20 protein-coding genes and 1 tRNA gene are annotated in these 24,529 nt (G+C 66.7%); 4 read left to right on the forward strand and 17 right to left on the reverse strand.

Features of this window, described 5'->3' with window-relative positions; genetic code table 11:
- Window positions 1-139 precede the first annotated feature (139 nt).
- From QM711_RS17495 to cas7u, 4 genes are read right to left on the reverse strand one after another with little or no spacing between them, the layout of a single operon-like run.
- Window positions 140-1,162: a hypothetical protein gene (locus tag QM711_RS17495; protein ID WP_415101687.1), complete on the reverse strand. Its 1,023-nt coding sequence runs from the start codon at window positions 1,160-1,162 to the stop codon at window positions 140-142.
- Entirely contained in the window at window positions 1,159-3,867 is a 2,709-nt protein-coding gene (cas3u, locus tag QM711_RS17500; RefSeq protein ID WP_415101689.1) for a type I-U CRISPR-associated helicase/endonuclease Cas3, read from the reverse strand. Before cas3u ends, QM711_RS17495 begins: the two co-directional genes overlap by 4 nt.
- Window positions 3,864-5,438, reverse strand: a complete 1,575-nt coding sequence (gene csb2 / locus QM711_RS17505) for a type I-U CRISPR-associated protein Csb2 (RefSeq protein ID WP_415102302.1) — start codon at window positions 5,436-5,438, stop codon at window positions 3,864-3,866. Before csb2 ends, cas3u begins: the two co-directional genes overlap by 4 nt.
- A gap of 19 nt (window positions 5,439-5,457) precedes the next feature.
- Window positions 5,458-6,648 (reverse strand): type I-U CRISPR-associated RAMP protein Csb1/Cas7u, encoded by a 1,191-nt coding sequence (gene cas7u / locus QM711_RS17510; RefSeq protein WP_415101691.1) that lies wholly within the window; start codon window positions 6,646-6,648, stop codon window positions 5,458-5,460.
- Window positions 6,649-6,926: 278 nt separating this feature from the next.
- On the opposite strand from cas7u, the gene QM711_RS17515 reads away from it, so the two are divergent.
- Window positions 6,927-7,172: an AbrB/MazE/SpoVT family DNA-binding domain-containing protein gene (locus tag QM711_RS17515; protein WP_415101693.1), complete on the forward strand. Its 246-nt coding sequence runs from the start codon at window positions 6,927-6,929 to the stop codon at window positions 7,170-7,172.
- Window positions 7,169-7,606 carry a PIN domain-containing protein gene (locus tag QM711_RS17520; protein ID WP_415102305.1) on the forward strand — a complete coding sequence of 146 codons (438 nt, stop codon included), beginning with the start codon at window positions 7,169-7,171 and terminating at the stop codon, window positions 7,604-7,606. Before QM711_RS17515 ends, QM711_RS17520 begins: the two co-directional genes overlap by 4 nt.
- Here the strand turns inward: QM711_RS17520 and QM711_RS17525 are convergent.
- Window positions 7,562-7,637 (reverse strand) — tRNA-Arg (locus tag QM711_RS17525). The genes QM711_RS17520 and QM711_RS17525 overlap by 45 nt on opposite strands.
- A 167-nt stretch (window positions 7,638-7,804) precedes the next feature.
- Between QM711_RS17525 and QM711_RS17530 the strand changes: the two genes are divergently transcribed.
- A complete protein-coding gene (locus tag QM711_RS17530; RefSeq protein WP_415101695.1) occupies window positions 7,805-9,643 on the forward strand; it encodes a phosphoenolpyruvate carboxykinase (GTP) in 1,839 nt (612 codons plus the stop codon).
- Between the two features lie 34 nt (window positions 9,644-9,677).
- Window positions 9,678-10,283 (forward strand): hypothetical protein, encoded by a 606-nt coding sequence (locus QM711_RS17535; protein WP_415101697.1) that lies wholly within the window; start codon window positions 9,678-9,680, stop codon window positions 10,281-10,283.
- On the opposite strand, the gene QM711_RS17540 is transcribed toward QM711_RS17535, so the two are convergent.
- The 12 genes from QM711_RS17540 to QM711_RS17595 form a co-directional block, all read right to left on the reverse strand.
- Window positions 10,284-11,528 carry a hypothetical protein gene (locus tag QM711_RS17540; protein ID WP_415101699.1) on the reverse strand — a complete coding sequence of 415 codons (1,245 nt, stop codon included), beginning with the start codon at window positions 11,526-11,528 and terminating at the stop codon, window positions 10,284-10,286.
- Window positions 11,529-11,780: 252 nt separating this feature from the next.
- On the reverse strand, window positions 11,781-14,165 hold the full coding sequence (locus tag QM711_RS17545; RefSeq protein WP_415101701.1) for an ATP-binding cassette domain-containing protein: 2,385 nt from the start codon (window positions 14,163-14,165) through the stop codon (window positions 11,781-11,783).
- 67 nt (window positions 14,166-14,232) lie between these two features.
- Window positions 14,233-15,042 carry an ABC transporter permease gene (locus QM711_RS17550; RefSeq protein ID WP_415101703.1) on the reverse strand — a complete coding sequence of 270 codons (810 nt, stop codon included), beginning with the start codon at window positions 15,040-15,042 and terminating at the stop codon, window positions 14,233-14,235.
- Window positions 15,039-15,764 (reverse strand): ABC transporter ATP-binding protein, encoded by a 726-nt coding sequence (locus tag QM711_RS17555; protein WP_415101706.1) that lies wholly within the window; start codon window positions 15,762-15,764, stop codon window positions 15,039-15,041. The genes QM711_RS17550 and QM711_RS17555 overlap by 4 nt, the downstream gene beginning before the upstream one ends.
- Window positions 15,761-16,333 carry a TetR/AcrR family transcriptional regulator gene (locus QM711_RS17560; RefSeq protein ID WP_415101708.1) on the reverse strand — a complete coding sequence of 191 codons (573 nt, stop codon included), beginning with the start codon at window positions 16,331-16,333 and terminating at the stop codon, window positions 15,761-15,763. Before QM711_RS17560 ends, QM711_RS17555 begins: the two co-directional genes overlap by 4 nt.
- 388 nt (window positions 16,334-16,721) lie before the next feature.
- The gene (locus QM711_RS17565) at window positions 16,722-17,318 is read right to left on the reverse strand and encodes an alpha/beta hydrolase (protein ID WP_415101710.1); all 597 of its coding nucleotides are present in this window, start codon (window positions 17,316-17,318) and stop codon (window positions 16,722-16,724) included.
- A complete protein-coding gene (locus QM711_RS17570; RefSeq protein ID WP_415101712.1) occupies window positions 17,273-17,527 on the reverse strand; it encodes a hypothetical protein in 255 nt (84 codons plus the stop codon). The genes QM711_RS17565 and QM711_RS17570 overlap by 46 nt, the downstream gene beginning before the upstream one ends.
- 151 nt (window positions 17,528-17,678) lie before the next feature.
- Window positions 17,679-18,569: a LysR family transcriptional regulator gene (locus QM711_RS17575; protein WP_415101714.1), complete on the reverse strand. Its 891-nt coding sequence runs from the start codon at window positions 18,567-18,569 to the stop codon at window positions 17,679-17,681.
- Window positions 18,570-19,623: 1,054 nt separating this feature from the next.
- Window positions 19,624-20,514 (reverse strand): ATP-binding protein, encoded by an 891-nt coding sequence (locus QM711_RS17580; RefSeq protein WP_415101716.1) that lies wholly within the window; start codon window positions 20,512-20,514, stop codon window positions 19,624-19,626.
- A gap of 1,424 nt (window positions 20,515-21,938) precedes the next feature.
- Window positions 21,939-22,772 carry a hypothetical protein gene (locus QM711_RS17585; RefSeq protein ID WP_415101718.1) on the reverse strand — a complete coding sequence of 278 codons (834 nt, stop codon included), beginning with the start codon at window positions 22,770-22,772 and terminating at the stop codon, window positions 21,939-21,941.
- A 603-nt stretch (window positions 22,773-23,375) separates the two neighbouring features.
- On the reverse strand, window positions 23,376-23,531 hold the full coding sequence (locus QM711_RS17590; protein WP_415101720.1) for a hypothetical protein: 156 nt from the start codon (window positions 23,529-23,531) through the stop codon (window positions 23,376-23,378).
- Window positions 23,532-23,545: 14 nt separating this feature from the next.
- Window positions 23,546-24,511 (reverse strand): GAF domain-containing protein, encoded by a 966-nt coding sequence (locus QM711_RS17595; protein ID WP_415101722.1) that lies wholly within the window; start codon window positions 24,509-24,511, stop codon window positions 23,546-23,548.
- Between the last annotated feature and the right edge of the window lie 18 nt (window positions 24,512-24,529).

A 24,529-nucleotide genomic window follows, 5' to 3' on the forward strand; every position in this document is an offset into this window, starting at 1 on the left:
GCGTCTGTCGACGGCCTTATGATCGGCCAGCCCCTGTTCGATGGCAACACTCCCGACCTGTTCTCCCGACGCTTCGAGCCACGCACGTCGCTCGCAGAAGACCGTGTGGGCCACCAGGCTGATCGGCAGCGGGTCCGAGCTACTCACGTCCATTCAGAACCTCCAGATCACCGGCGAGGATCTGCCGTTCCGGTGCGCTCGAGCTGCCGACCTTCTTGACTTCGAATCGAACCAGCGCACGGACCCCTTGCTCGGCAAGCCACTTACGCGCGGTGTCGGCCCGGAGTTCGGCTTCCGGGTCCGGCCTGCCGCCCAGTCGTGCCCCCGCTCGATCGAGCGAGATGCTCGCGCAGATCTCCGCGAACCGCCTCGGCGACACCGGCTCGGTGAATACTGGCAGGACAGCGGTCCGGGGATGAACTATATGGCGTGGCCACACGCATGCCGACTGGCTGACGGAACTCCGCCGCGCGATCGTCGGCATCGCGTGCAGGCCCCAGAGAGCACACCAGGCGACCGCCGAATCCGTCGGACCCGGGGTACGCAAGCCCGTGGCAGTACGGGAGGTGGCGCCACTGCCCAGTTCGTCGATCACAGCACACCCGCTGAGGCCCGCAGCGATGTCGCCGACTTCCCGCTCGGCAACGACTCGTCCGAGTGGCACGAATCGGTGGACGAAGAACTCCTCGCCCCGATTGCGCGTCTTCATCTCCCATCGTGAGCCACCATCGTCCAGGGATCGGCCCTGCACATCAATGAGCCACCAGGCTGGCTCCCCGAGCGCCGTCAGGAGACGTTCGCCGAGTCCCGGACCGACCAACGCCCGGCGTGACCGCCGACGCTGCTCGCCATAGGCTGCCCACTCGTCTGGCCTAACGCCCTTGGCCCGAACGCTAAACAGGCCGGCACCATGACGCGGCCCACCTGACGCGGTCCGTAGCGCCCAGGAGTCCTCGGACGACTGCTCCTGAGCATGCTCTCGGACGACCGCCGCGAGGCTCTCGAGGTCGAGACCGACCTCAAGCGTGGCGACGGGGACGGACTCGTCCGACCAGTAGAAGTACGCTGCATACCCCGCCTGCCGAGCAATGGCGGCAGCGCCGACCGCGACAAAGTGGCTGAGCGCCTCGCCGATGCGTCCGGTCAGCGCGATCGCGGTCATGACCCCTCCCGGGATACGGTTCCGTCGGCCGCGCGAAGCACGGCTTCGAGGTAGGCGATCCCCCAGACCCCGTATCGCTCGTCGGTACGTTCGAGTACCTCCGACCAGCCCCCACCCGTTTGATAGAGCGAGCTCGCGGCATCGAGGACGCCGTCGGGTAGACCCTCTCCTCCCACCAGCCCCAAAGCTCCATGGGGAAAGAACGGCCGTCCATGGCCGTGACTCGTACCGACGAGCCGAGCAACGATAGCAGCATGGTCGTCTGTGCCCAGTTCAGCGAGCGCATACGCCGCTGACAACTGCTCGTGCCGCCACCCGGGACGTAGTGAGCTCGCCCGACGCGCTCGCTGCGAACTGGACCCCACCGACTTGGCGAGAGGGTCGGCGGAGATCGGCACTGGACTCTGCGAAACGTCACGCAACATCTGCTGAAAGGCAGGAGACTTCTTGCCGTCGTCGTGGTGCAGCCCGGCGTCGCGGAGAGCAGCGATCACGTCGGATGGCAACCCGACCTGCCCACCCATCTTCTCGGCGCGATCCGCCACGGCCTGCTGGTGACCATCCAGGAGGACGAGAACCGGATCGCCCAGCGCGGATGACGGGCTCCAGGTCTGACGTACGGTCTCGTCCAGTGCGACGGCGTCGTTTCGTTGAAGTACGACCCATGGAAGAGGATCGACACCGTCCGAGAGCTCCGGCGCGATACGTACCTGTCGTCGTCTATCGTCCTGCCGGTTGTCGCCGACTAGCGCGTCAAAGACCTCCTGCGCGTCATCGACCGACACACCTGCCAGTTCGGCGCACAAATCTATCCCGGCAATCCAACTACTCGTGTCGTTGGGCCATACGACATGCGTCATGTCACCACTCCACAATGGCTGCAGCGGGCCCGATGAAGGCGGCTCGGGCACAAGCACGTTGCGACGCGCCACCCGCTGATCGTGGTCGACGACGATCGTGTCCCCTGGCCGGACGTCGGTCGACTTCGATAGCAGTGCAACCTCGTCGTCGACCTTGAACGCTCGCGGCCCGTGCCCGCCACCGGCACTCACGCCCGCGAGCGCTCGATCGACAACCCGCCTAGCCTCCGCCACCGTGGCGGGGAATACCTCCGGGGCTTCAACCGGGGTCTGAGTCAGAAGCGCCGCGGCAGCCGAGTCGTCGTCGGGCAACTGCCGCAGAACCAGGCTCACGGGCGACTGCTCGTCATCCAAGTCGTCGCGCAGCCAGAAGGCCAGGTCCGGCTCCTCGAACAGATCCTCAGTGGTCCGAGCAAGCAGTTCGGCGTCTCCGGGCCACAAGTCGCTGTATGCCAAACGGCGGTCGCGCTCGACGGGCGGCGGAGACTCGTGCAGCCGCCAGGGGCAGACATCTCCCCCGTCACCCACTCGGGCCAACCACTCTCGAGCGTCCTCAAGATCCTTCGCAGCATACGGCGGAGCGTCTGCAAGCTCCCCCGCCGGCACGACTACTCGGACCGTGGCCGACGGACGCTCGCCGAGACGGTTCACGCGTCCGAATCGCTGAGCCAGCGCCGAGCCTGGCGCCAGTTCGGTCACCATCGCCGCGCAATCCAGGTCGACACCGACCTCGGCCGTCTGGGTCGCGACGAGGAACCAGGTGTCCCGGTGGCCCGCCGTCGTGAGGATTCCGGGGCGGTCGTCACGCATCGACTTCAGATCCATCGGGCGCATCCGACCTGCCCAACAGGCGACGCGCTCCTCGCCAACACGTTCTGCCAGCGCATCGGCCACAGCCGCCGCGGTCAAACGGCGATTGACGATGACGAGCACCGTGGGCTTCGCGTCTTCGGAGACGGCGCCGCGAAGCTCGAGCGCCTGGTCGGTCAGGAAGTCCGTGTACCTCGACCTTGTAGGCGCCTCTCTACCCGGACCGGGAACGTGTCGGATGGACAGTGTCTTGGTTGTCTGCATTCGACGTGCAAGCTGCCTATCGACATCGAAGTCCCCGGCCTCCACGCTAACGCGCTCGTCCACGGGCCCGACACGGGTGGCGGTGGAAGACACGACGTTGAGCGTGGGCACGGGATGAAGGGGCGCAGCCGTGGCCGCCGCGATCAAGGACACATTCTCGGCCGTACGCGCCAGCTGCCGGCTCAGGTGCGCCTCGTCGACTACGACGACGCTGTCGATCGCTAGAAGACCCGCATCCCGCGGCCTGGCTCGCCTTGATGTGGCATAGCCCCGGAACATCAGCCTGCTGCCCCACATGTCGGGCGTCGCCGCGATGATCATAACCGCGCCCGGGTCGTCCACCCAGGTTCGGTCGGTCGGCTGCCCACCACGGAGACTCACCACCCTCAGCGGGCCACCCTCATGCCTCAGCTGAAAGCTCATGGACGCGATCGCCGAAGCCGCCTCGGCCAACACGCCATCGGTGGCGTCCTGCAGCTTCTCGGCGAGGTCGTGGGCGCGGTCGAACTGGGAATCGACCAGCGCCCGGCGATTGACCACCGTCGCGAGTCGTCGTGGCACCCGGGCGCCGACACCAGCACCGTAGAGAGCATTGGCGAAGACGTGAATGTCGACGACACTCGACTTGCCTGCGCCAGTGGGAGCGTCGATCACGGAGGGCCACTTTCCGGTCGTCACGACGTGCTCAAGCAGACGGATCTGCCACTGGAAGGGCACGAACCCGTACAGCGCTTTGTAGAACGGGACAAACGCGCTAACGGCGATGCTCATGATCGCACCTCGCTCACCGCCGGCGCAGCGACGATGTCAACCGGCACGAGCAGACCGCCACCAAGATGTCTCGTCTGGCCGATCGCCGACGCCGACTGTGGTGATGCCAGGTCGCCCAGGTCGACCAGGCACGTGTACGGCTGGACGACCACGTTGCGAGGGGCCTTGTGGACGTACCGCGAGACGTGGCTGTCGAGAAGCAGATGCGCGTCGTACACCGCGACCCCTCGTTCCTCGACCCCAGCCACGAGCTCGGCTCGTGACGACGCGGCCGGGAGCAGATCACGCCAGACGTGACCGATTGACACCTTGGCCGCCGTTTCCAAGTCCCAGCCGTGCCGACGATGTGGCCGCACCTCCGGTATTAGTGGCACCCTCGGCGCCCAAAGCCGTCGGACGCCCGCGCCAGCTGGCCGCCAGAACCGATGCGCATCAACCACGGCATAGTCGTGAACCACGACTTGCTCGACAACCGGACCCGAGTCACTCTTGCGCCGGGCACGCGCCGAGATGCGAACAGTACGCAGTGACGCCAACGCTCGATGCAAAAGCAATAGATCATCTGCCCGGACGGACTCGGGAATCAGGATCACAAAAGCGGGACCCGTCGCATCGAACGCGACCGGCGCCCCGGCAGGAAGGCACTGGATCGCGACCCTATTGGGCGGGCGGTCCGCCCCCGCCGGGTAAACGCCGGTAAGGATCGGTGGCGCATCATCCCCGGCACACGCGGCGATCGCGCGATGCATCGCGACGGCCCACGCCACCGAGCACCGGGGATCACCGAACGACGGGCCGGCCGTCGAATCGACCGGTACCACGATCGCGTGCGTCCATGGGGCGCTGCTCGTCGCGGCTTGAATCGGGCGGTAAGTCAGTTCGTGCACTCTCCGGGTCGAGGGCTGTGATTCCAGCGGCAGTTGCGACGTCGTGTGCTTGTCCTGCGCTACCGATGGCCGATGGATACCCCAACCAAGGTCGTAGTCGGAATTGAGCTCGTCGAGGCGCCCGGCAACCGGAGTTCGAACGGCGAGGCCGCCCGGCCTCGCGAAAGCGGTCTGGACTTCTGCGATTCGGTGGGTCGGCTCGGTGGGTGTGTCATCGACGGTGAGCCGCGCAGGGCTATCGGCTTCGCCCAGACAGGAAACGTCTCCGACCAGGTCCACGCACACAGACCGGACCTCAGCCGGCACGTCGTACCAGATCCACGCGAAGGATCCCCGAACCGCCACCCCATCCGACTGGCGCTTGAGGGTCTTGCGACTCTGGATCGCCGATCCCCGCTTCTCGAAGACTCCCTCGGCACGCCAAGCACTGGCAGAGCGCGCCGAGACGAAACGCAGATCGGGGTGCACCAGGGCAGCCGGCGGATGATCCTCCAGCCAACGCAGTGTGGCAGCGCTGGCGGCGCTCATCCGGAGATCGCCCGCCCTCTCAACCGCCGTGATGCCTTTGCTCGCGGCATGAACCAGTGCTGAGAAGAGCCTTGTGGTATCCGGAAATGGAGCGCGCTTGCCGACATCATGGTGCCCCAGGAACGTGCCGAGCGGGAACTCGGCACGAATGGTCATCGTCGTCACGACACACCTACTACTCGGCGTCGTCGGCAATGCCGCCGGCCACGGCAGGGTCACCGACGATGTCCAACGTCTGCCCGTGCCAGTCGACACCATGGCGTTCGGCTCGTACGAGTGCCTGTTCGAGCAAGTCATCGGCCTCCTCGATCGACGGTGGGCGCCGTTGCCCGACCGCTCCCTGACGTTGGTCGATCTCGATCACCGTGGGCGATGCCTCGATCAGGTCGCAGTTCGCCCGCAGTGCCAGCTCCGAGTTGCTACGGACTAGCCCGTTGAGCGCGAGCGCGGCCAGAAGCGCTCGCGCTGCGGCGTCACCCTCGACGCCGAGCCCGAACCGGATCTGGCGAAGCGCCGCGAAGGACAGGACGTGATGCCGCACGATTCGGCGACACGCGACAAACCCCAGCCCGGTCATCGACGGTGGAATCGAGCCCAGGCCGATGCCTGCGGCGGACACCGGCCCACCCTTCGCCTTGCGGATGTCCTCGCGAATCTTCTTGAGGTTGTTCTCACTGAGCTCCGACGCCTGTTGCGCGACCAGCCGCTCCAAGTCTGTCCCGGACAGGCGAACGCTCGGAGCGATGGTATCGAAGCGGGCCGCACCACGACGTGGAGGCGTGGGTTGAGCCGACTGATCAGCGACGATTCCAATCACCTCGCCAACGAGCGCGCTCCGGTAGCGGGCCTGGCGGGCTTTCCGAGTCGAGTCCCATACGCCCAGGACGAGGCCGACCGGGCTGGCGTGCAGCAGAGCGCTGGCATTCGCCGGAGTGGCATCGCGAAGCGCGCGGTACCTGGGATCGCTTGTCGTCGGCGTTCCGTCGATCGTGCCGGCCCGGAAGTGGGCATCGGCCCACCTGTGCGGAACGTCGAGATCCATCAGAGTCTCCTGACCCTGGTAAGTCACGGTCAGCCTCGGAACCCTGGATAGGACCGGATGACCATCACGAATCGCCTGTGCCACCGGAGCCTCGACACGATTGCCGCTTGAACCCTTTGAGTCGAGCACCACAACTGTGACGGCATCGTTTCCGTCCCAACGAGTCTCGTAGGCGTAGGTAGGCGTGGAGCCGTCGACGTAGCGCGCCGGGGCGACACCAGCTAGGTCGCCGGCGCCTGGCCGAAGTTCGCTGCGCACCGTCAGCAGGCTCGATCCTCCCGCCGAGCAGGCGGCAAGCAAGTCCTCCAAAGTGATTGCGTCCATGACGCCCCTTTCCTGTCAGCGGCGCCTGCCACCGTTGGCATGGACTACTCGGCACCCACTGACTGAGTGTATCCACACACGGTTCATTTCAACCTTCAAATGCAAACTATCTGTCTTGAGAGATACTCTTGAAACGCAGCCCTTCGTTGAGGTTTTGCGTTTGACGGTTGACTTCGTCTCGCTGCAGAGCGAGTGGCCCCAGCGTGGCTGGGGCCACTCGGCGGTCGTTGGGTCGGTAGCGACGCGTCGATCGCATTACTATGTGGTAAGGAGGAGCGATGAGTACAGGGACCATGACCACCAAGGGTCAGATCACCATTCCGAAGGACATCCGCGACGAGTTGGGGCTCGAGCCGGGCAGCCGGGTGAGCTTTCTGAAGAACGAGAAGGGGTTCATCGAGTTGCGCCGCGAGAGGCGTCCTGTGAGCGACCTCGCCGGCTCACTGCGATTCGCTGGCCCGACGCGAACCCTCGACGAGATGGACGCTGCCATCGCAGCGGCAGCGGCAGAGTCCATGCGGTGATCGGCCTCGACACCAATATCATCGTCCGCTATCTCACCCAGGACGACCCCGATCAGGTGGCGCTGGCCACAGCCGTCTTCGACAGCTTGCGGGAGGCCGCTCCCGGCTATGTGACCACCGTTGTATGGGCTGAGCTCTATTGGGTGCTGACCCGCTCCTATGGTTTCAGACGAGATGAGGTCGTCGACCGGTTGGCAGCCCTCTCCCTTGCCGACGAGATCCGGGCCGAGGATCCGGCGAGCGTGGCCGCCGCGCTTAGATCCGCGCGGCGTGGTGCCGATTTCGCAGATGCACTCGTCGACGCGGCGGCGAATCGCGCGGGTTGTCAGGAGGTCGTCACATTCGACAAGCGAGCGGCTGACCGGTTGGGATGGAGTTTGGCAGGAGCCTGGCGCGCCCGGAGGGATTCGAACCCCCAACCTTCTGATCCGTAGTCAGATGCTCTATCCGTTAAGCTACGGGCGCTTGGCGTCCGACGCTGTCGAACCACCGACGGACAACTTTAGTTGATCGCCGAGGACGCGTCCAACCGAGCCCGTTCGGTCCGTCAAACCACTCCAACCCTTCGGCGGTACGGCAGGATGGTGTAAAGCCCCAACCGCTTGCAGCGTGGCAGGCAGAAGGAGTCCGTGATGCCGGTCGATGCACGCCAGATCGCTGAGAACGCGCCGCCGGACGCCACCGAGGCGCTCCTCACCTGGGTGGCCGGGGTCGCCGAACTCACCCAACCCGACGAGGTCTACTGGTGCGACGGCTCCGAGGCCGAGCGTGACCGCCTCTACGCCGAGATGATCGAGGCAGGCACCCTGATCAAGCTGAACCAGGAGAAGCGGCCGAACAGCTACCTGGCCCGGTCGACGGCGTCCGATGTGGCGCGGGTCGAGTCCCGCACCTATATCTGCTCGGAGCACGAGCACGATGCCGGGCCGACCAACAACTGGGCCGAGCCGGCGGAGATGAAACGGACTCTGGCAGCGCTGTTCGACGGCTGCATGCGGGGTCGCACGATGTATGTCATCCCGTTCTCGATGGGGCCGCTGGGCGGAAACATCTCCAAGCTCGGCGTCGAGATCACCGACTCGCCGTATGTCGTTGTCAGCATGCGGATCATGACCCGGATGGGCACCGAGGCGCTCGCCCACATCGGCGCCGGCGAGTACTGGGTGCCTGCCGTCCACTCGGTCGGCTATCCGCTCGTGGACACCGACGGCAACCGCGGTCCCGACCTGCCCTGGCCGTGCAACGACGAGAAGTACATCACCCACTTCCCCGAGACCCGCGAGATCTGGTCGTTCGGCTCCGGCTACGGCGGCAACGCCCTGCTGGGCAAGAAGTGCTACGCGTTGCGGATCGCCTCGGTGCTGGCGCGCGACGAGGGCTGGCTGGCCGAGCACATGCTGATCCTCAAGATCACCGGTCCGGACGGCCGCACCTACCATCTGACCGCCGCCTTCCCGTCCGCCTGCGGCAAGACCAACCTGGCGATGCTGCGTCCGACAATTCCCGGGTGGAAGGTGGAGACCATCGGCGACGACATCGCCTGGATGCGTCCCGGTCCCGACGGACGCCTGTACGCGATCAACCCCGAGGCCGGCTTCTTCGGGGTCGCGCCCGGGACGTCCGAGAAGACCAATCCGACCGCCCTGGCCTCGCTCGACCACGACACGATCTTCACCAACGTGGCGCTCACCGACGACGGTGACATCTGGTGGGAGGGGATGACCGACGAGCCGCCGGCGCACCTGATCGACTGGCAGGGCAACGACTGGACGCCCGAGTCGCCCACTCCCCCCGCGCACCCGAACAGCCGGTTCACCGTGCGGGCCGACCAGGCGTCCTCGATCTCGGACGACTGGGAGGACCCGGCCGGAGTCCCGATCGACGTCATCCTGTTCGGTGGACGCCGGGCGCACAATGTGCCGCTGATCACCGAGACCTACGACTGGCGCCAGGGCGTCTTCGTCGGCGCCACCGTCAGTTCCGAACAGACCGCGGCCGCCGAGGGCGCGGTCGGGTCGCTGCGCCGGGACCCGTTCGCGATGCTGCCGTTCTGCGGCTACAACATGGCCGACTACTGGGCGCACTGGCTGCGGATGGGCGAGGTCCTCGGTGAGCACGCGCCCCGGGTCTTCCAGGTGAACTGGTTCCGTAAGGACGCCGACGGCCGCTTCCTATGGCCGGGCTTCGGCGACAACGCCCGCGCCATCGAATGGGCGCTGAGAAGGGTGAACGGCGAAGTGGACGCCGTCGATTCGCTGAACGGACGGCTGCCGCGCCGCGAGGACTTGAACCTGCACGGGCTGGATCTCACCGACGAGCAACTCGACGAGCTGTTCGAACTGGACCCGGCCGCCTGGGCGCTGGAGGCCGACCTGACCCAGGAGTATTTCGCGCAGTTCGGCGACCGGCTGCCGACCGCGCTCACTGAGGAACTGGAGGCCCTGCGTCGGCGGATCGCCGAGGCGTCCTGAGCGCAACGTCGTAGTCCCCCGGTAGGCTCCCCGGATGTTGACAGCTCGCCGTCCGCTCGCCCTGCTGCTGGCCGTCCCGGCCCTCGTGGCCGGGTGCAGCGCCACCCCACCCACAACCGCTCCCGCCTCGACGCCGCCGGCGATCAGCGCCAACCCGACGCCGGTGTCGACGGCTGCAACGACACCTGCCACCACCGAGACGGCTTCGACGCCGGCCACTGCAGGCTGCCCGGCCGGCGACTACAAGGCCACCGGTTTCACCGCCACCGGGCTCGATGCCAGCGTCGGCAAGGGCACCGTGACCGACGTCGACGTCACCTTCGGCAACGGCCGCTACGAGTTCGACTTCGACGGCGACCATCCGGCCAAACTCACCCTGGGCAAGAGCACCGGGAAGCTCCGTATCGACGGCGAGTTCACTGGCACCTATTCGGGCCAGCCCGACGCCATCTCCTTCACCCGGGGTAAGGCCACCGGATCGGCTCGGTTCGTCGACAAGGGCAAGTCGCGGTCGGTGACGATGCAGCAGGTGGCCAGGATCCTCGCGCCCCAAGGCAAGGGCTCGGCGGTCTGCGACGGCGACAAGCTGACCATCAAGGTCGGAACCCTCAGCTGGAATCTGGTCCGCGACCCGGACTGATCAGTCGGACGTCGTGCGCACGTCGGACTCCGGGCGCACGTCGGACTCCGGGCGCGGCTCGGACTCCGGGCGCGGCTCGGGCGCAGGGAATCGTTTCAGCGCCACCAGCCGGGCGGCGCAGGCCTGCCGGATGTCGTCCTCGACGTCGTCCCGGAGTCCTTCGCGGAGCACTGGATCGGTCGCGGATACGACGGCGAAGTAGAAGCCCGAGAACACCGCCAGGAAGCCACAGACCCGCAGGTGCTGCAGGGTGAGCGCATAGCTGTGCCGCTCGGTCGCCCATTGCAGCAGCACCTCGGGCGGCGCCTGCGTCCAGGCCTGCACGACCTCGGCGTTCACCGTGATCAGGCCCAGCAGCACGAAGAACACGAACACCGCCAGCCCGACGACGGTGGCGATGGTCAGCCGGGAGATCACCCCGACCAGCCGCAGGTTCCGGCGCTGGTCGAGGGTCAGTGGGCAGACCGCGGGCGTCGCCACGTCCCCGCCCGCCAGCGGCGTCCCGGCGACCTGCTCGGCGACCTCACCCGGCCGCTCGAACCGGGCCAGGGCGTCCAGATCGAGGCCCCTGGTGTGCAGGAACAGCCAGCTCAGTCCGACGAAGAGCAGCACGGCGAGCAGGTAGGCCAGCGGCGAAAGGCGCCCGAACGCCTGCCACAACTCTCCGGTGAAGAACAGGAAACCGACCACGCCGAGCAGCAGCGGCAGGGTGCGGCCGATCGCCGTCCCGCCGGCCAGGAACGACGACACCAGCCGGCGCCACAGCCACGGGCCCAGCGCGATCACCCCGCTGTAGGCCAAGAGCGTGAGCAGACCGAGCAGGATCAATTGCCCCAGCACCATGCCGGCCGCGATCAGCACGCCCGCCGCGAAGCCGGACAGCTCGAAGTCCTCGGCCTGCAAGGCGTCGTGGGGTGTAGCCAGCACCACCAGGCCGGGAAAGAACAGGAACACCGCACGGTCGAGGGCGGTCACCCGATCGGGGAGGGCGAACGGCGGACGCCGCCGCACCAGGTTGCCGATCACCCAGGTGAGCCCGACCACCGCGAGCGACACGGCCAGGGTGACCCACAGGTTGCGGCCGTAACGGGGCACCTCGATCAGCATCACCCCGACGAAGACCACGGCGAGCGCCCGGGCCAGCCGAGCCGCCCGGCGCCGCCGCATCGAGGTGCCGTCCAGCAACGCCGTGAAGCCGCGCCGCATGAACCAGCGCTCGACCTCACGGGTGTCGGAGCTCGGCATGGCGGTCAGCTTAGGGAATCACCAGCCACCGGTGGTCACCGGGGGTCTCGACAGGCTCGACCAACGGTGAGCGGAGTGGACGTGTGGGTCTCGACAGGCTCGACCAACGGTGTGCGGAGCGGACGTCCCCGGTCTCGACGAACTCGACCGACGGTGAGCGGCATAGACGTGTGGGTCTCGACAAAGCTCGACCAACGGTGTCCGGAGCGGACGTCCCTGGGTCTCGAGGGGCTCGACCGACGGGTGAGGCGGTCAGCCGTTGAGGTAGGTCGCCAGGTGGGTTCCGGTGAGCGTATCCGCCTTCGCGAGGTCGGCGGGCGTCCCTTGGAAGACGATCCGGCCACCGTCATGGCCGGCTCCGGGGCCGAGGTCGATCACCCAGTCGGCGTGCGCCATCACCGCCTGGTTGTGCTCGACCACGATCACCGACTTGCCCGAGTCGACCAGCCGGTCGAGCAGGCCGAGCAGGTTCTCCACGTCGGCCAGATGCAGTCCGGTGGTGGGCTCGTCGAGCACATAGGTGCCGCCCTTGGTGGACATATGGGTGGCCAGCTTGAGCCGCTGCCGTTCGCCGCCGGACAAGGTGGTCAGCGGCTGACCGAGACTCAAGTAGCCGAGTCCGACGTCCGCGAGGCGTCCGAGAATGGCGTGCGCCGCCGGCACCCGCGACTCGCCCGAGCCGAAGAACTCGCCCGCCTCAGCCACCGGCATGGCCAGCACCTCGGCGATGTTCCGCCCGCCGAAGGTGTAATCGAGCACGGCGGGCTGGAACCGCTTGCCCTCGCACGCCTCGCAGAGGGTCGACACCGTCGCCATCACCGACAGGTCGGTGAAGATCACCCCAGCGCCGTTGCAGGCCGGGCAGGCGCCCTCGGAGTTGGCGCTGAACAGAGCCGGCTTCACCTTGTTCGCGGTCGCGAACGCCTTCCGGATCGGTTCCAGCAGCCCGGTGTAGGTGGCCGGGTTGCTGCGCCGCGATCCCCGGATCGGGCTCTGGTCCACCGACACCACGCCGGCGGTCAGCGGAATCGACGAGTGCACCAGCGAGCTCTTGCCCGAACCGGCGACCCCGGTGACCACCACCAGCACGCCCAGCGGAACGTCGACGTCCACCTTCCGCAGGTTGTTCGCCGTCGCGCCACGGATCTCGAGCACGCCGGACGGCGTCCGTACCGACTTCTTAACCCCCACCCGGTCTCCGAGGTGGCGTCCGGTGACGGTGTCGCTGGCTCGCAGCCCGGCCACGGTGCCCTCGTAACAGATCCGGCCGCCCTTCGAACCGGCGCCCGGACCGAGGTCGACGACCCGGTCGGCGATCTCGATCGTCTCCGGCTCATGCTCGACCACCAGCACGGTGTTGCCCTTGTCGCGCAGTTGCAGCAGCAGGTCGTTCATCCGCTGGACGTCGTGCGGGTGCAGCCCGGCGGTCGGCTCGTCGAAGACATAGGTGACGTCGGTCAGCGACGAACCGAGGTGCCGGATCATCTTGGTCCGCTGCGCCTCGCCGCCGGACAGCGTCCCCGACGGCCGGCTCAGCGACAGGTAGCCCAGGCCGATCTCGACGAACGAGTCCAGCGTGTCGCGCAGCCCCTCCAGCAGCGGCGCCACGGACGGCTCGTCCAGCCCCCGGATCCACTCGGCCAGGTCGGTGATCTGCATGGCGCAGGCGTCGGCGATGTTGATCCCGTCGATCTTGGACGACCGCGCCTCCGGCGCCAGCCGCGTCCCCTCGCACTCGGGGCAGTCGGTGAACGTCACCGCTCGCTCGACGAAGGCCCGGATGTGCGGCTGCATCGCGTCCACGTCCTTGGCCAGCATCGACTTCTGGATCTTCGGGATCAGGCCCTCGTAGGTGATGTTGATGCCCTCGACCTTGATCTTGGTCGGCTCCTTATAGAGCAGGTCGTGCAGTTGCCGCTGGGTGAAGTCCTTGATCGGCTTGTCCGCATCGAAGAACCCGCAGCTGCGGTAGATCCGTCCGTACCAGCCCTCCATCGAGTAGCCGGGCACCAGCAGCGCGCCCTCGTTGAGCGATTTGTTCTCGTCGTAGAGGGCGGTGCGGTCGAAGTCGGTGACGCTGCCGCGTCCCTCGCAGCGCGGGCACATGCCGCCGAGCACGCTGAACGACGCCTTCTCGGCGATCGTCTTGTCGCCCCGTTTGACCGTGATCGCGCCGCTGCCGGACGCCGAGGGCACGTTGAACGAGAACGCGTTGGGCGGCCCGATGTGCGGCTGGCCGATCCGGCTGAACAGGATCCGGAGCATCGCGTTGGCGTCGGTGACGGTGCCGACCGTCGAGCGCGGGTTGGCTCCGATCCGCTCCTGGTCGACGATGATCGCGGTGGTCAGGCCGTCCAGTCGATCGACTTCGGGACGAGCCAGGCTGGGCATGAAGCCCTGCACGAAGGCGCTGTAGGTCTCGTTGATCAGTCGCTGGCTCTCGGCGGCGATGGTGCCGAAGACCAGCGAGCTCTTGCCCGATCCGGAGACACCGGTGAAGACGGTCAGCCGCCGCTTGGGCAACTCGACGCTGACGTCCTTGAGGTTGTTCTCGCGCGCACCCTGGACCCGGATCAGGTCGTGGCTGTCCGCATGCGTCCCACTGGCGGTTGAACCCGCCGTAGCCGTGCCTGTCATCGTCGCTCCGATCATCGGGCCGCCGCACGATCGCGTTCGGCAGACCACCCTACTGGCCGCGGACGGCTCAGGTGTCGCTCAGGCGTCCCCATTGCCAGGCCACCACGAGGACGGACGCCGGGCCGACGGCGGCGGTGAGCAGGATCGATCCGACACCGATCTGGCCGGCCACCTCGTCCCCGCCCATCCCGGTGAGCAGGGACGGCACGGCGAATGGGAACCAGACACCGGCCCCGAGGACGACGACGATCTGAGTCACCATCACGACACCGAGCAGGACGCCCACGGTGCCCAACTGGCTGCGGGTCAGCGTGGCAACGCAAGTGAACGGCGGCACCAGGCCGACGGCGAGGAGGCCGGCCAGGATCGCCACCGCCGCTTCCTGCCACGCCCCGGCACCCGGCCGACCACCCACCATCAGGCTGAGCAGCAGCGTGACGAGGATCGACACGACCACACAGCCGATCAGCCAAGTGACCAGGAGTAGAGCCTTGGCCAGCCCCACCGACCGGCGCGGCACCGCCAGGCCCGCCAGAGCACCGGCGGTACCGTCGCTGAACTCGCGCCCGTAGCTCCAGGCCGCCGCGAATCCGCCGGCGGTGAGCAGCGCAACGGAGAGAATCTGCCCGGCGACCAGCAACTGGGTCGTGGCCAGGTCGCCGACCGCGTAGGGCGCGAACTTGACCGCGGCCGCACCCGGTAGCTCGGGCGAGCGGGCCAACGCCACCGCGCCGACCGAGCCCAGCGGGACGACGACAGTCAGCAGCGGCGTGATCAGGCGAGCCATCATCGACCGGCGGAGCTTCAGGAACTCCACGCTCCACGCGGTACACAGCAGGGGTGCCCATCCGGTTCGGGTCGCGATCCGATCTCTCATCGGTCGGCCCCCTCATCGGCGTCCGCGGCCAGCAGCATGGCGAAGAACCTCCGCTCCATTTCGGCTCCGGGCGCGAGCGTGCCGATCAGCCGTCCGGCATGCGCGACGACGATCCGGTCGGCGACCCGGGACACCTCGTCCAGATGATGGCTCGAGACCAGGACCCCGGCGCCACGCGCTGCCAGCGAGCGCACGGCGTCCCGCACGATCACGACTCCCGCGGGATCCAGCGCACTCGTCGGCTCATCGAGGATGACGGCGTCCGGACCGTGCAGCGTGGCGCAGGCCACTCCGAGTCGTTGCCAGTTCCCGGCCGACAGCGCGCTCACCCGCCGATCGGCCCAGCGCCCGAGGCGATAGCTCTCGATCGCGGATCCGGCGGCCTCGCGCGCGGCCGCACGGCTCAGTCCGTGCAGCCGGCCCGCGGTCATCAGGTTCTCCCGCACGGTCAGTTCGCCGTAGGTCAGCGGAGGGCCGATGAGCTGGCCGAAACGGCGGGCGACGTCGACCCGCAGCCGATGCGAGACCGCGCCGAGCACCCTGGCCAGGCCGGCGTCCGGCCGCAATCTGCCGGCCAGCACCCGCATGGCCGTGGTCTTGCCGGCCCCATTGAGCCCCGCCATGGCAACGACCTCGCCTGGGGCCACAGCGAGGCTGAAACCACGCAGGGCGGGCGAGCCGCCGAAGGCATGCCGGACATCCTGCAGCTCCAGCGCGTTCATCGTGGCTGCCCGGGAGCCAATTGACCGAGGGCACGGCGCACCACCGCGTCCAAACTGACCTCCGCCGGCAGCGCGGACCAGGCGAACAAGGCGGCCGAGATCGCGCCCAGGCAGGCGGCGGTGACGACGGCGGCATCCAGCGCATCCACACCCTGAGCGACCAGCGTGGCGACCACGGCGTCCTGAGTTGCCTGAGTGGACGCCGCGAGTGCCCCTCTGAGCTCCGGCAACTCGGCAGCCACCGCCACCCGGCGGCGGGCCGTGGCGTCCTCGGTCGGGGTGATGCCGTCCAACGCGGATAGGAACCCGAGTCGGACGCGTTCCAGTGCGGGCAGCTCCGGCGGTTGCGCACCGACCGCTTCGGCGATCAGCGGATCGTACGGATCGGTGACCAGCACCGAGTCCTTGGTCGGGAAGTGCCGGAAGAAGGTCATGGACGTGACTCCGGCCGCGTCCGCGATCTGCGAGACCGTGGTCGCTCGGTAGCCCTGCCGTTCGAAGAGTTCAAGCGCGACCAGCAGCATCCGCTCGCGGGTTCGCTTCGCCTTGCCTCTCAGTTCCTGGGGCACAGCATAATGTTAGCAACTAACATTCTCTGAAACAGGACTTGGGTGCAACTGGCGTGCCTCAACTGACCGGCAGGGTAGGCGTCAATCAGCGACCGATTTGTGGGACGCCGCGCCTGACTCGCCTCCAAGCACGCCGGAATCGGTCGCTATTCGACGCACCCGAGAGCCGCTCGCTCCTCCGTCCTCCGGCGAACTCGCAGCGGTGGCGGAACGTGCTGTCGTTCATCGCGCGCCACCGTCGTCGTGCAGACCTCCAGCCGGACGATCCGACCCTTTCTCGACCCCGAGATCTGAACCGGGACGGAGACGGTTCCTTCGCGGGGTGAAGGAACCGTCCCCGCCGATGACGTCCGGCCGTGGTCGACTCGCCGTCAGGAGGCCGCCCGCGTCAGCAGACGGACCGCGCCGCGTCGAGGATGACCTTGGTGACCAGCTCGGCGCTGGCGGCCGGCACGTCGTGGCCCGAGTGGGTGGTGACGACCCGGGCGTGGGCGCGCTGCGCCATGAACCGCTGGGTGACGGTGGGGATCGCGTTGTCCTCCAGCGCCACTACGTCCCACTTCGGAGTGCTGGCCGGCGGGTCGACGGTGGCCGCCTCGCTCAGGGCGGACGCGGCGATCGGCCGTTGGGTGACGGCGGCGAGGGCCGCCTTGGCCGGAGAGAGTCCGCCCGCGTAGACCTTCAGGAAGGTTGCTGGGTTGACGTACAGGTCGGTCCCGGTGGGTTCGGGCCGGGCGACGAGGTTGTCCCCGGTCAACAGCGAGCCCGGGTCCTTGTAGGTCAGGTCGGCCGGCGACTCCCCGGCCCGCGGAATGTATGCCGCCACGTAGACCAGTGCCTTCACGTCCGGATCACCGGCGGCCGCCGCACTGATCAGGAAGCCGGCGTAGGAGTGGCCGACCAGCACGATCGGGCCGGGAATGGTGGCCAGCACACTCCTCAGGTAGGCGGTGTCGGAGGCGACGCCGCGCAGCGGGTTCGCCACGGCGACAACCTCATAGCCTCGCTCTGCAGCCGCCGGATCTCGCCGCTCCAGCTCGACGAGTCCGCGAAGGCTCCGTGGACGAGCACGATGGTCGGCTTCTTGGGAGCGTGCTGGCCGGCGGTGTCGGCAGCGCTCGCGTCGGTGCCGGCGGACGTCAGCAGCGTCAGAGTCGCCGCGGCCACCAGCCAATTGCGTAGCAGTCGTCGCATGGTCAGGTCCTTTCGACCAGGAGGATGAGCCCGGCTGGTTCGGCCGACACAGCCTGCGCGCGGTGACTGTTCGCTACCTGCCAGACGTTGTCGGGCTCCGGATAGTCACATCGTCGCCGAGCCTGGCGAAGTCCCGCCAATGCCTATTCGGCTAGCCCTTATGCCGGATCGGCATCAGCCGGGCCGGCTCGGTCGTGCGGGCCAGCAGCTCAGGCAGTCCAGCGATCGCCGGGCCCAGTTGCTCACGGCAGATCGCCACGAAGGACGCCAGCTGCGGCAGCACGCGCCGGCGGTCGTAGGCCAGAGCCACCTCCACGCAGGGTCCGTCGGCGAGCACGAGGTAAGTGATCCCTGGCTCGCGGTAATAGGCAGCCAGGCCGGCCGGGATCAGCGCGGGCCGTCCCTTCGTGATCGCCGCCAGCAGGACGTCGTCGACGGACGGGGCGCCCGGGCCTACCGAGGCCGTCACCAGGTCGTACGGCCGACCCAGCTCGGCAAGGCTCACCGTGTGCCGCTCGGCCAGCGGGTGGCTCCGCGCGATCGCGACCATCAGGGACTCGTCGAACAGCGGAACTATCTCGAGCTCTCGTGGCCCGATCGGCAACCTGGTGAAGGCGATGTCGACCCGCCCGTCGGTGACGAAGTCAACCTGGTCGGCAAGGCTGGTGAAGACGGCATCGACTTCCAGGTCGGGATGCCGGCCCTGGAACGCGGCGATGATCGCGGCTGCGTCCGTGCCTGGCATGAATCCGATCGTGAAGCGGGCGTCTCGGCGAGCGGTCGTCCGGGCGGTCCGTTCCAGCGCCGTCGCGGCCGCCAGCAACTCGCGGGCCTGGTCGAGGATCTCGCGACCAGCGGCAGTGAGCTCGGTGCCCTGGCGGGAACGCTCGAACAGCCGCGTGCCCAGCGACCGCTCGAGCGCGGCGATCTGGCGGCTCAGCGCGGGTTGGGTCAGGTGCATGGCGGTCGCGGCTCGGACGAAACTCAACGAGTCGGCGACCGCAACGAAGGACCGCAGCCGGCGTAGATCGAGATCACCCACGTCCGCAGACTAGTGACGTCTGGACGCCGCAGCTTCGCGTCCGACTCATCGGAAGGGTCCGCATCGACGTCGCACGGATCGCGCTCGCTTCGCGTCCTGACCCGTGCAAAAGCCCCGGGGTCACGGCGGTGTCGGACGCTTACCGTAGGGCGGGTTCGACCATGACCACGTAGCCCCTGACATGCGCCAACACGACCCTGCGCTGCCACCAGGACTGTGGTGTTTCGCATGGGTAGGAGATTCGCGCGGCTACCGTCGCCACCCATTGAGCGCAGCCCCGGCGTCCGAGGCGGTGGCCCGGACAGAGACAGGCGGCCACGCCGAACAGTTGTCGGCGGACTCAAGCCGAGACTGAGACTGCCGGACGAGGGAAACTCCCCCCGCAGATCCGCGGAGGGAGCGTTTCCAGTCATCATGGCGGAGGCGGCGGGATTTGAACCCGCGATGGGCGATTAACCCAAACCCGCTTAGCAGTAGGGCGAGCAACCGGTTGAGACCGTCCGAACATGGTTGCGACAAGGTGGTTTGAGATGGGAGAGGCCAGCCACGGACAGCCCCGGCGGCATGCAAATGAGACTAGAACTGAGACTATGTCGGGGCCGTACCCGTTCGATTGTTGCGTGGCGCTCCCAGCTCCACCGACACCAAGGGTCTCCGCGGCCGGGTCGGCCCGGCCGCTCAGCACCCCTGGCGCGCACCCGACGTCGCGACTCTCCACGAACGCCAGCGAACGATGCATCGCCACACCAGTCACCTCGGCAGAGGCCTTCAATCCCCAATGTCGCGTCTTCGCACGCTGCCGCCCCTTCGCGCACAACGCGGCATCGGCCCTGTCATGGTTCCCGCATCAGGTTCAGGCCTGACTGGCACCGGTGGGTCTCTCGACGGGCGGTCGGGCACTCCAAGCGAGAACCCTCACCCGCCACGGCGACTCTTGAGCGAGCCACCAAGTCACTGTGTGAAGCCCGCACCGGAAGCCTTGAAGAAGGAAAATACCTAGTCAAAGAGCAGTTGCACGGCCACGCGAGGTTTGGCTTGAAATGACGCCAGCCCGCTACAGGCCAGCGTAGAACGGGATGTAGCGGGCGTATCGACGAGAGGACGACTCGGCGTCCATCGGGACGATGAGACCCTCATCCATGGCCTGTTGGATGTGCAGCGACACCAGGGAGCTTCGGCCGTCGGCGAGCCCGTAACGGTTGCGGAACGTGTTGTTGGTCATCGGACGCCGGCCAGCCCACATCCGGCAGGCGTGCATGAACGCGGCCCAGTTCCGTTCCGAGGCCGACATCGTCATGAAGTCGTGCTTGCCGATCAAGACGGCCTTGGTCAACCCGTCCCCGGCGTAAAACTTGGGGTCTGCGGCGCCGGTCTCCTCGTTTGCTTCAAGCGTCCGCTGGACGCCACTGCCGCGCGCCTCGCACATCTTCAGCTCACGCATCATCAACGCGAGCGACAAATTGCGCGGCCGAGTGTCCTCCGCAAACCTCCGCGGATCAAGGAGCGGCTCCCCCGGATTGGTCACCTCAATCCGATCCTCATACAACTCGACCGCAATCAAGGACGGGTGCGCCTGGAAGTCTTGGTGAGCGATCGCATTGGCAAGGATCTCGCGCAACCCAACCGGGTTGTACATCGGCACGTTTACCCGGTGAGCAGCATGGATCCGCTCATCGACAGGAACAGCCGCGTTCACCCGCTCCAGCAGCGGCCTGAACTCGAGCGCATACCCGCCCTCGGTCAGGATGTCCCGACGCGCCGAGGTCCGGGTCGAGCCGGCGTACTGGACAAAACGGAGACGCCGACTCACGAGAGCAGGGAAGTCAGCCATCCGCCGCGCCAGGAGCGAGGCGCCGAGCCCCGTGACGCCGAATCTTCCGCCTTCGTCGGTGAGGATTCCGTTGGCGGCAAGGGCGTGACAGCGCTGGGTGGCGTCCCACCGCAACGGTCGCCCCTCGGAGCCCGAGGCTCGCGGAAGTACTTCACTAGGAGCCTTGAGCAGTGGGACGCCTCGCGAGTTGGGCTCGTCGAAACCGGTGGTGAGGGAGGTCGCGGCAGGCTCGACCAAAGGCGCGCAGCGACTCCCTGAAGGTGACAGAACTGCCGGAACACGCAGCTCGGGCTGGGACGATGCACCCGACCACCTTGCGCGAGGGCTCCCATCGCCGCCTGCGAGTGGTCCGCAAGCGAACCGGGGCGTAGTAGGCAGAGCCGGGAGCCTCCAATCAGACGTCGACGACACCCTGAAACCACGAAACATATGCGCCTTGAGATGGACTGGAACGTGCCCATTTCGGGGCCTGGGGCTGTAGCGTCCCGACATGAGGTGCTTGGTGTGCGGCTACGATGCCCGACACGAAGGTGAGCCCTGTTCTTGTTGCGGCTCTCTCTCGCATGAGGCCCCCACAGCCAAGCACCACGAACCGGTACCGAGTTGCTCACCTGATGCGGTCACTGTGGTGGTGGACACGTTGACCACTGTGGGTGGGGTTGCCGGCGGTATAGCAGTCTTCAAGAGTCTCGTTTCGGAGATCACAAGGAGACTTCGTCGGCGCGAGTCATCCCGGACCTTGGACGAGGCCAGGCTAGACGCGCGTGACGCGATCGAGAGAACCTTCGGAGTCGTGGTATCGACCGATCCGCAAGAAGTTGATGTTGATGATGGCCAATTCACCTTCACATGGGTGGATAGACGGCAAGCATTCAAAGCCATGGGCCGCCTAGATAAAACCTATCGCCAAATCAAGGTAACGATGACGCAATCATAGTAGAGAGTCTAGGGTCAGGGCTAGATAGAAGATAGACGTTCACGTCCTCGGCCAACGCACAGCCTCTCACATTGGATGGGACTTCGAGCTATCCGGTCAATCATCAGCCATGAGCCCTACCGACCAGTCGCGTGCGGAACAGTTCGGCCGCAGACCGCCCTCGACAGGATTGCGACAACACAGTCCCGAAGAACCATTCGATTCTCGCCGCTGACCCGGTACCGCTCCTGCAGCACCAGCGTCGCATCTGCGGCCCACCGGGTGACCGCACCTTCGACTCTCGATCGCTGATCGGTCGGAGTCTTGTTGCCATCTGCTCCAGGTGACGGTCAAGCTCACCGCCCGAACGATCGCCATAGCGCCTGTTGGTACCCGCCCCACCCAATCTCGCTCTCACAGTCGGACACACGTACGATACGCGAATTGCGTACCCCCCTTGGCCATGTCGATGGATGCTTTCTCGGTCCGAAGATCATGCATCAGGACCAATCACCCAACGACGTTGACCCTCCGCGCAAACCGGGGTAACAATATCGAGCATCGGACCGCTGCAGGACTCGCGCGCGGCGCAATGCAGCCCCTTTGCCTGGCAGGTGATTGTTCAATGGCCGTCGTCAGAAACCAGTTTCCGGACGATCACGACCCCTTCCGGCTGGGTGGCCGCCCTCGCCAGAGCCCTCTTTTCCCTCTGCTTCTTGACCCGCCAACTTGCGAATTGATGGTTGGTCACAGTCGGGGCGCTGTGGCAGGTCATACAGACGGCGAGGAGCATTCCCTGGCCACGGACCTTGGCCTCGACCTGGTGCCCGTTCTCGCACTCGAGGATTGGGGTGGGGCGGCCGTGAGCATCCTTCGTCTCGTCGGTGATACGCGATCGAGTGGGTCGAGTCAGGGGGGTGTTGCTAACGTCGAGCCGGTTGTCGCGGTAGAGTGTGAGGACGTGATAACACTGCACGCACGTAAATACCTGGCTGAGGCGACCCGCCGGAATGACTACCGGGAACGAGTTGGGGGGCGAGGCGCAGCCTGTGCAGGTCAGGATCGTGGAGTGATCGGTTAGTCCCGCCATGGAATCGCCGGGGCGCCGTGTGTCAAAGGTGTTCGCCAACTCTGTGAGGGAAGCCTTCGCGTGGGACTGGAACGACTCCAAGGCATGAATCAAATTGAGATCGTAGGACTTGACATCGTGGCTCGGGTTACGAACCCAGCTCAGTGCGCGACCCATTAGCTCAGCGAGTTCCTCGTCCAGCCGCGCAAGCGGCCCCTCGGCAAGTTCCCTGGTATGCGCGAGGGCGGTCCCGCGAGTGATGACTTGATTGGCCGCGACGCCCAAGCAGAAGGCTGACGCCGCAAGAGCGAGTTGACTCGCCAGCCATTCTACCGACCCGACGTTGGGGGCCGGTGTCCTACTAGCTTGGAGGTACAGACCGATCATGAGGAAAGCGCATCCGAAGAGCACCCATGACCCAGTCCAGAGGGGCGCCGCGATAGGTCGGGGAAGCTTTACGGCGAGGATCGTTGAGATGATGAGGATCAACTGAGGCCAAGGAGAGTGGCTTGGAAAGGCAACCCAGTAGCCGCCGGCCAGGATGGCCACGCCGACGCTCATGGTCCAGCCCGCCTGTTGTAGCCACCCAGTGGAGATGCGGGTCGGCGTAGGGGGCACGATGAGGTAGTATAGTTGTTACAGCCACCTCGACGGGGGTGGCGACATGCCGTCCACAGCGGGCGGCCCACTAGAAAACATCCCGATTGGATGTTGCGGTCCGTAACCAGGCGGGCCGACAGCCCCCGCCTAACCAGCGGGGGCTTTTTATGTCTCCAGCACAGAGCGGAGAGCCGGGCGGCCCGCATCCGCGTGGTGGCCGCGCCTCCGCGCATCCTCTCGGCCAAGTGGTCACCAACGTTGCGGGGCATGTCGACACCCTGGCGATCGCGGGGCTAGTCGCCCCTAGCCCAGCGGCGCAGGTCGGCATGAGCGTCCACTCCTGGAGTGTGCCTCCAGGCTCAGGTTTCCGAGGCAGGCCCCGCTGGGGTCTCAGGCGGCGCCCACCACCACGGAGTACTTCACGCCGCGATCCTGGCCAGTCGCGCGCGCAACTGCTTCGGCCTGCTCCTCAGTCAACCGATGCTTGGCAGCACGGGCTGCCAAGCTCTTGGCTGCCTCCTTCTGAGGGATCTCACGTGTCACCATGGGCTAAGTATGCATCAAGGAGATGGAGCCTGAGTAGCCCTACCGGTAGCGGAGTCCGTCTCCCAGCCGGCCAGGTTCACGTAGATGCGAGCCAGTTGGTCCGCGGCCTCGGCCATTCCAAGCGCCACGTCATCGTTGTCGAGATCAGCTGGCGGATCTGACCTGGAGTCCAGGCTCAGCACTCCGATCGGCCGCTGATTGACATTGCGGATCGGGATGGCCGCCACGGCTCCGATGAAGTGTTTGGCCAGGTGTATGTCAAAGTCAGGGTCGCCTCGCTTGCTCGTAACCAGCTTGCCTTCGTTCCACGCCTGGCCGACCGCACCTTGGCCGATCTGCCATGTCCGGCTGGTCGTTGGCGTTTCGGACGGCCTTGCCAACAGATCGCCTTGGCGGATGTAGACGTAGGCCCGTGTCGTCTCGACTGGCAGCTTCAACGACTCCATCATCTCTTCCAGAACGACCCGAATCCCTGCCCAGGTCAGCGTCATGGCCGCGTCAACTGCCACCTGTTCCCTGTCCGACAGATCTCCTGCAACACCCCTGGCCCAGGCTGCTGCCGGCACCCCCGCCTCGACCTGTTGCAGCACGGTAACCTCGGTCGCTTGCCTCTGGGAAACGCCCACCAGCAGCGCCCTTTCGGCAGTCTCCTTCGCGGTCTTGCTGTCCGCGACGGCCTGGTGGACGAGCCGTTTGAAGGTGAACAGGCCAGCCACGCTACCCTCGCTGATGCTGCCCCACAACAGAAGAACCACGACCGCCACCCAGGCCAGGACGACCGGGTCTGTGAGCACGACGGCACGGCAGATGTCTACGTGCCCCGCGTTGTCCTTCTGACCTAGTACCTGCTCGCAGACTTGCGGGTTGCGGGAGATCAGCAAAACAAGGCCAATGACCGTGAGAGCCAGGGCGGCCGCCCATCCCCAGTTCGCCTTCCACCAGTAAGGCTCCGGCTTCGGTTTGGTCTGATCCTGGGGCACGAACGAACCATAGCGGCG

Origin of the sequence: Micropruina sp. (assembly GCF_047602385.1) — a bacterium.
Classification (GTDB): domain Bacteria; phylum Actinomycetota; class Actinomycetes; order Propionibacteriales; family Propionibacteriaceae; genus Micropruina.

What these genes read in the sequence shown, in the direction of transcription:
- csb2 (WP_415102302.1), bottom strand. Translation starts at nt 5,438, where the DNA reads ATGACCATTCGTGCCGAGTTCCCGCTCGGCACGTTCCTGGGGCACCAT.
- QM711_RS17535 (WP_415101697.1), top strand. Translation starts at nt 9,678, where the DNA reads ATGTTGACAGCTCGCCGTCCGCTCGCCCTGCTGCTGGCCGTCCCGGCC.
- QM711_RS17545 (WP_415101701.1), bottom strand. Translation starts at nt 14,165, where the DNA reads ATGACAGGCACGGCTACGGCGGGTTCAACCGCCAGTGGGACGCATGCG.
- cas7u (WP_415101691.1), bottom strand. Translation starts at nt 6,648, where the DNA reads ATGGACGCAATCACTTTGGAGGACTTGCTTGCCGCCTGCTCGGCGGGA.
- QM711_RS17590 (WP_415101720.1), bottom strand. Translation starts at nt 23,531, where the DNA reads ATGGTGACACGTGAGATCCCTCAGAAGGAGGCAGCCAAGAGCTTGGCA.
- QM711_RS17540 (WP_415101699.1), bottom strand. Translation starts at nt 11,528, where the DNA reads ATGCCGAGCTCCGACACCCGTGAGGTCGAGCGCTGGTTCATGCGGCGC.
- QM711_RS17495 (WP_415101687.1), bottom strand. Translation starts at nt 1,162, where the DNA reads ATGACCGCGATCGCGCTGACCGGACGCATCGGCGAGGCGCTCAGCCAC.
- QM711_RS17550 (WP_415101703.1), bottom strand. Translation starts at nt 15,042, where the DNA reads ATGAGAGATCGGATCGCGACCCGAACCGGATGGGCACCCCTGCTGTGT.
- QM711_RS17555 (WP_415101706.1), bottom strand. Translation starts at nt 15,764, where the DNA reads ATGAACGCGCTGGAGCTGCAGGATGTCCGGCATGCCTTCGGCGGCTCG.
- QM711_RS17515 (WP_415101693.1), top strand. Translation starts at nt 6,927, where the DNA reads ATGAGTACAGGGACCATGACCACCAAGGGTCAGATCACCATTCCGAAG.
- cas3u (WP_415101689.1), bottom strand. Translation starts at nt 3,867, where the DNA reads ATGAGCATCGCCGTTAGCGCGTTTGTCCCGTTCTACAAAGCGCTGTAC.
- QM711_RS17570 (WP_415101712.1), bottom strand. Translation starts at nt 17,527, where the DNA reads ATGCGACGACTGCTACGCAATTGGCTGGTGGCCGCGGCGACTCTGACG.
- QM711_RS17585 (WP_415101718.1), bottom strand. Translation starts at nt 22,772, where the DNA reads ATGATCGGTCTGTACCTCCAAGCTAGTAGGACACCGGCCCCCAACGTC.
- QM711_RS17530 (WP_415101695.1), top strand. Translation starts at nt 7,805, where the DNA reads ATGCCGGTCGATGCACGCCAGATCGCTGAGAACGCGCCGCCGGACGCC.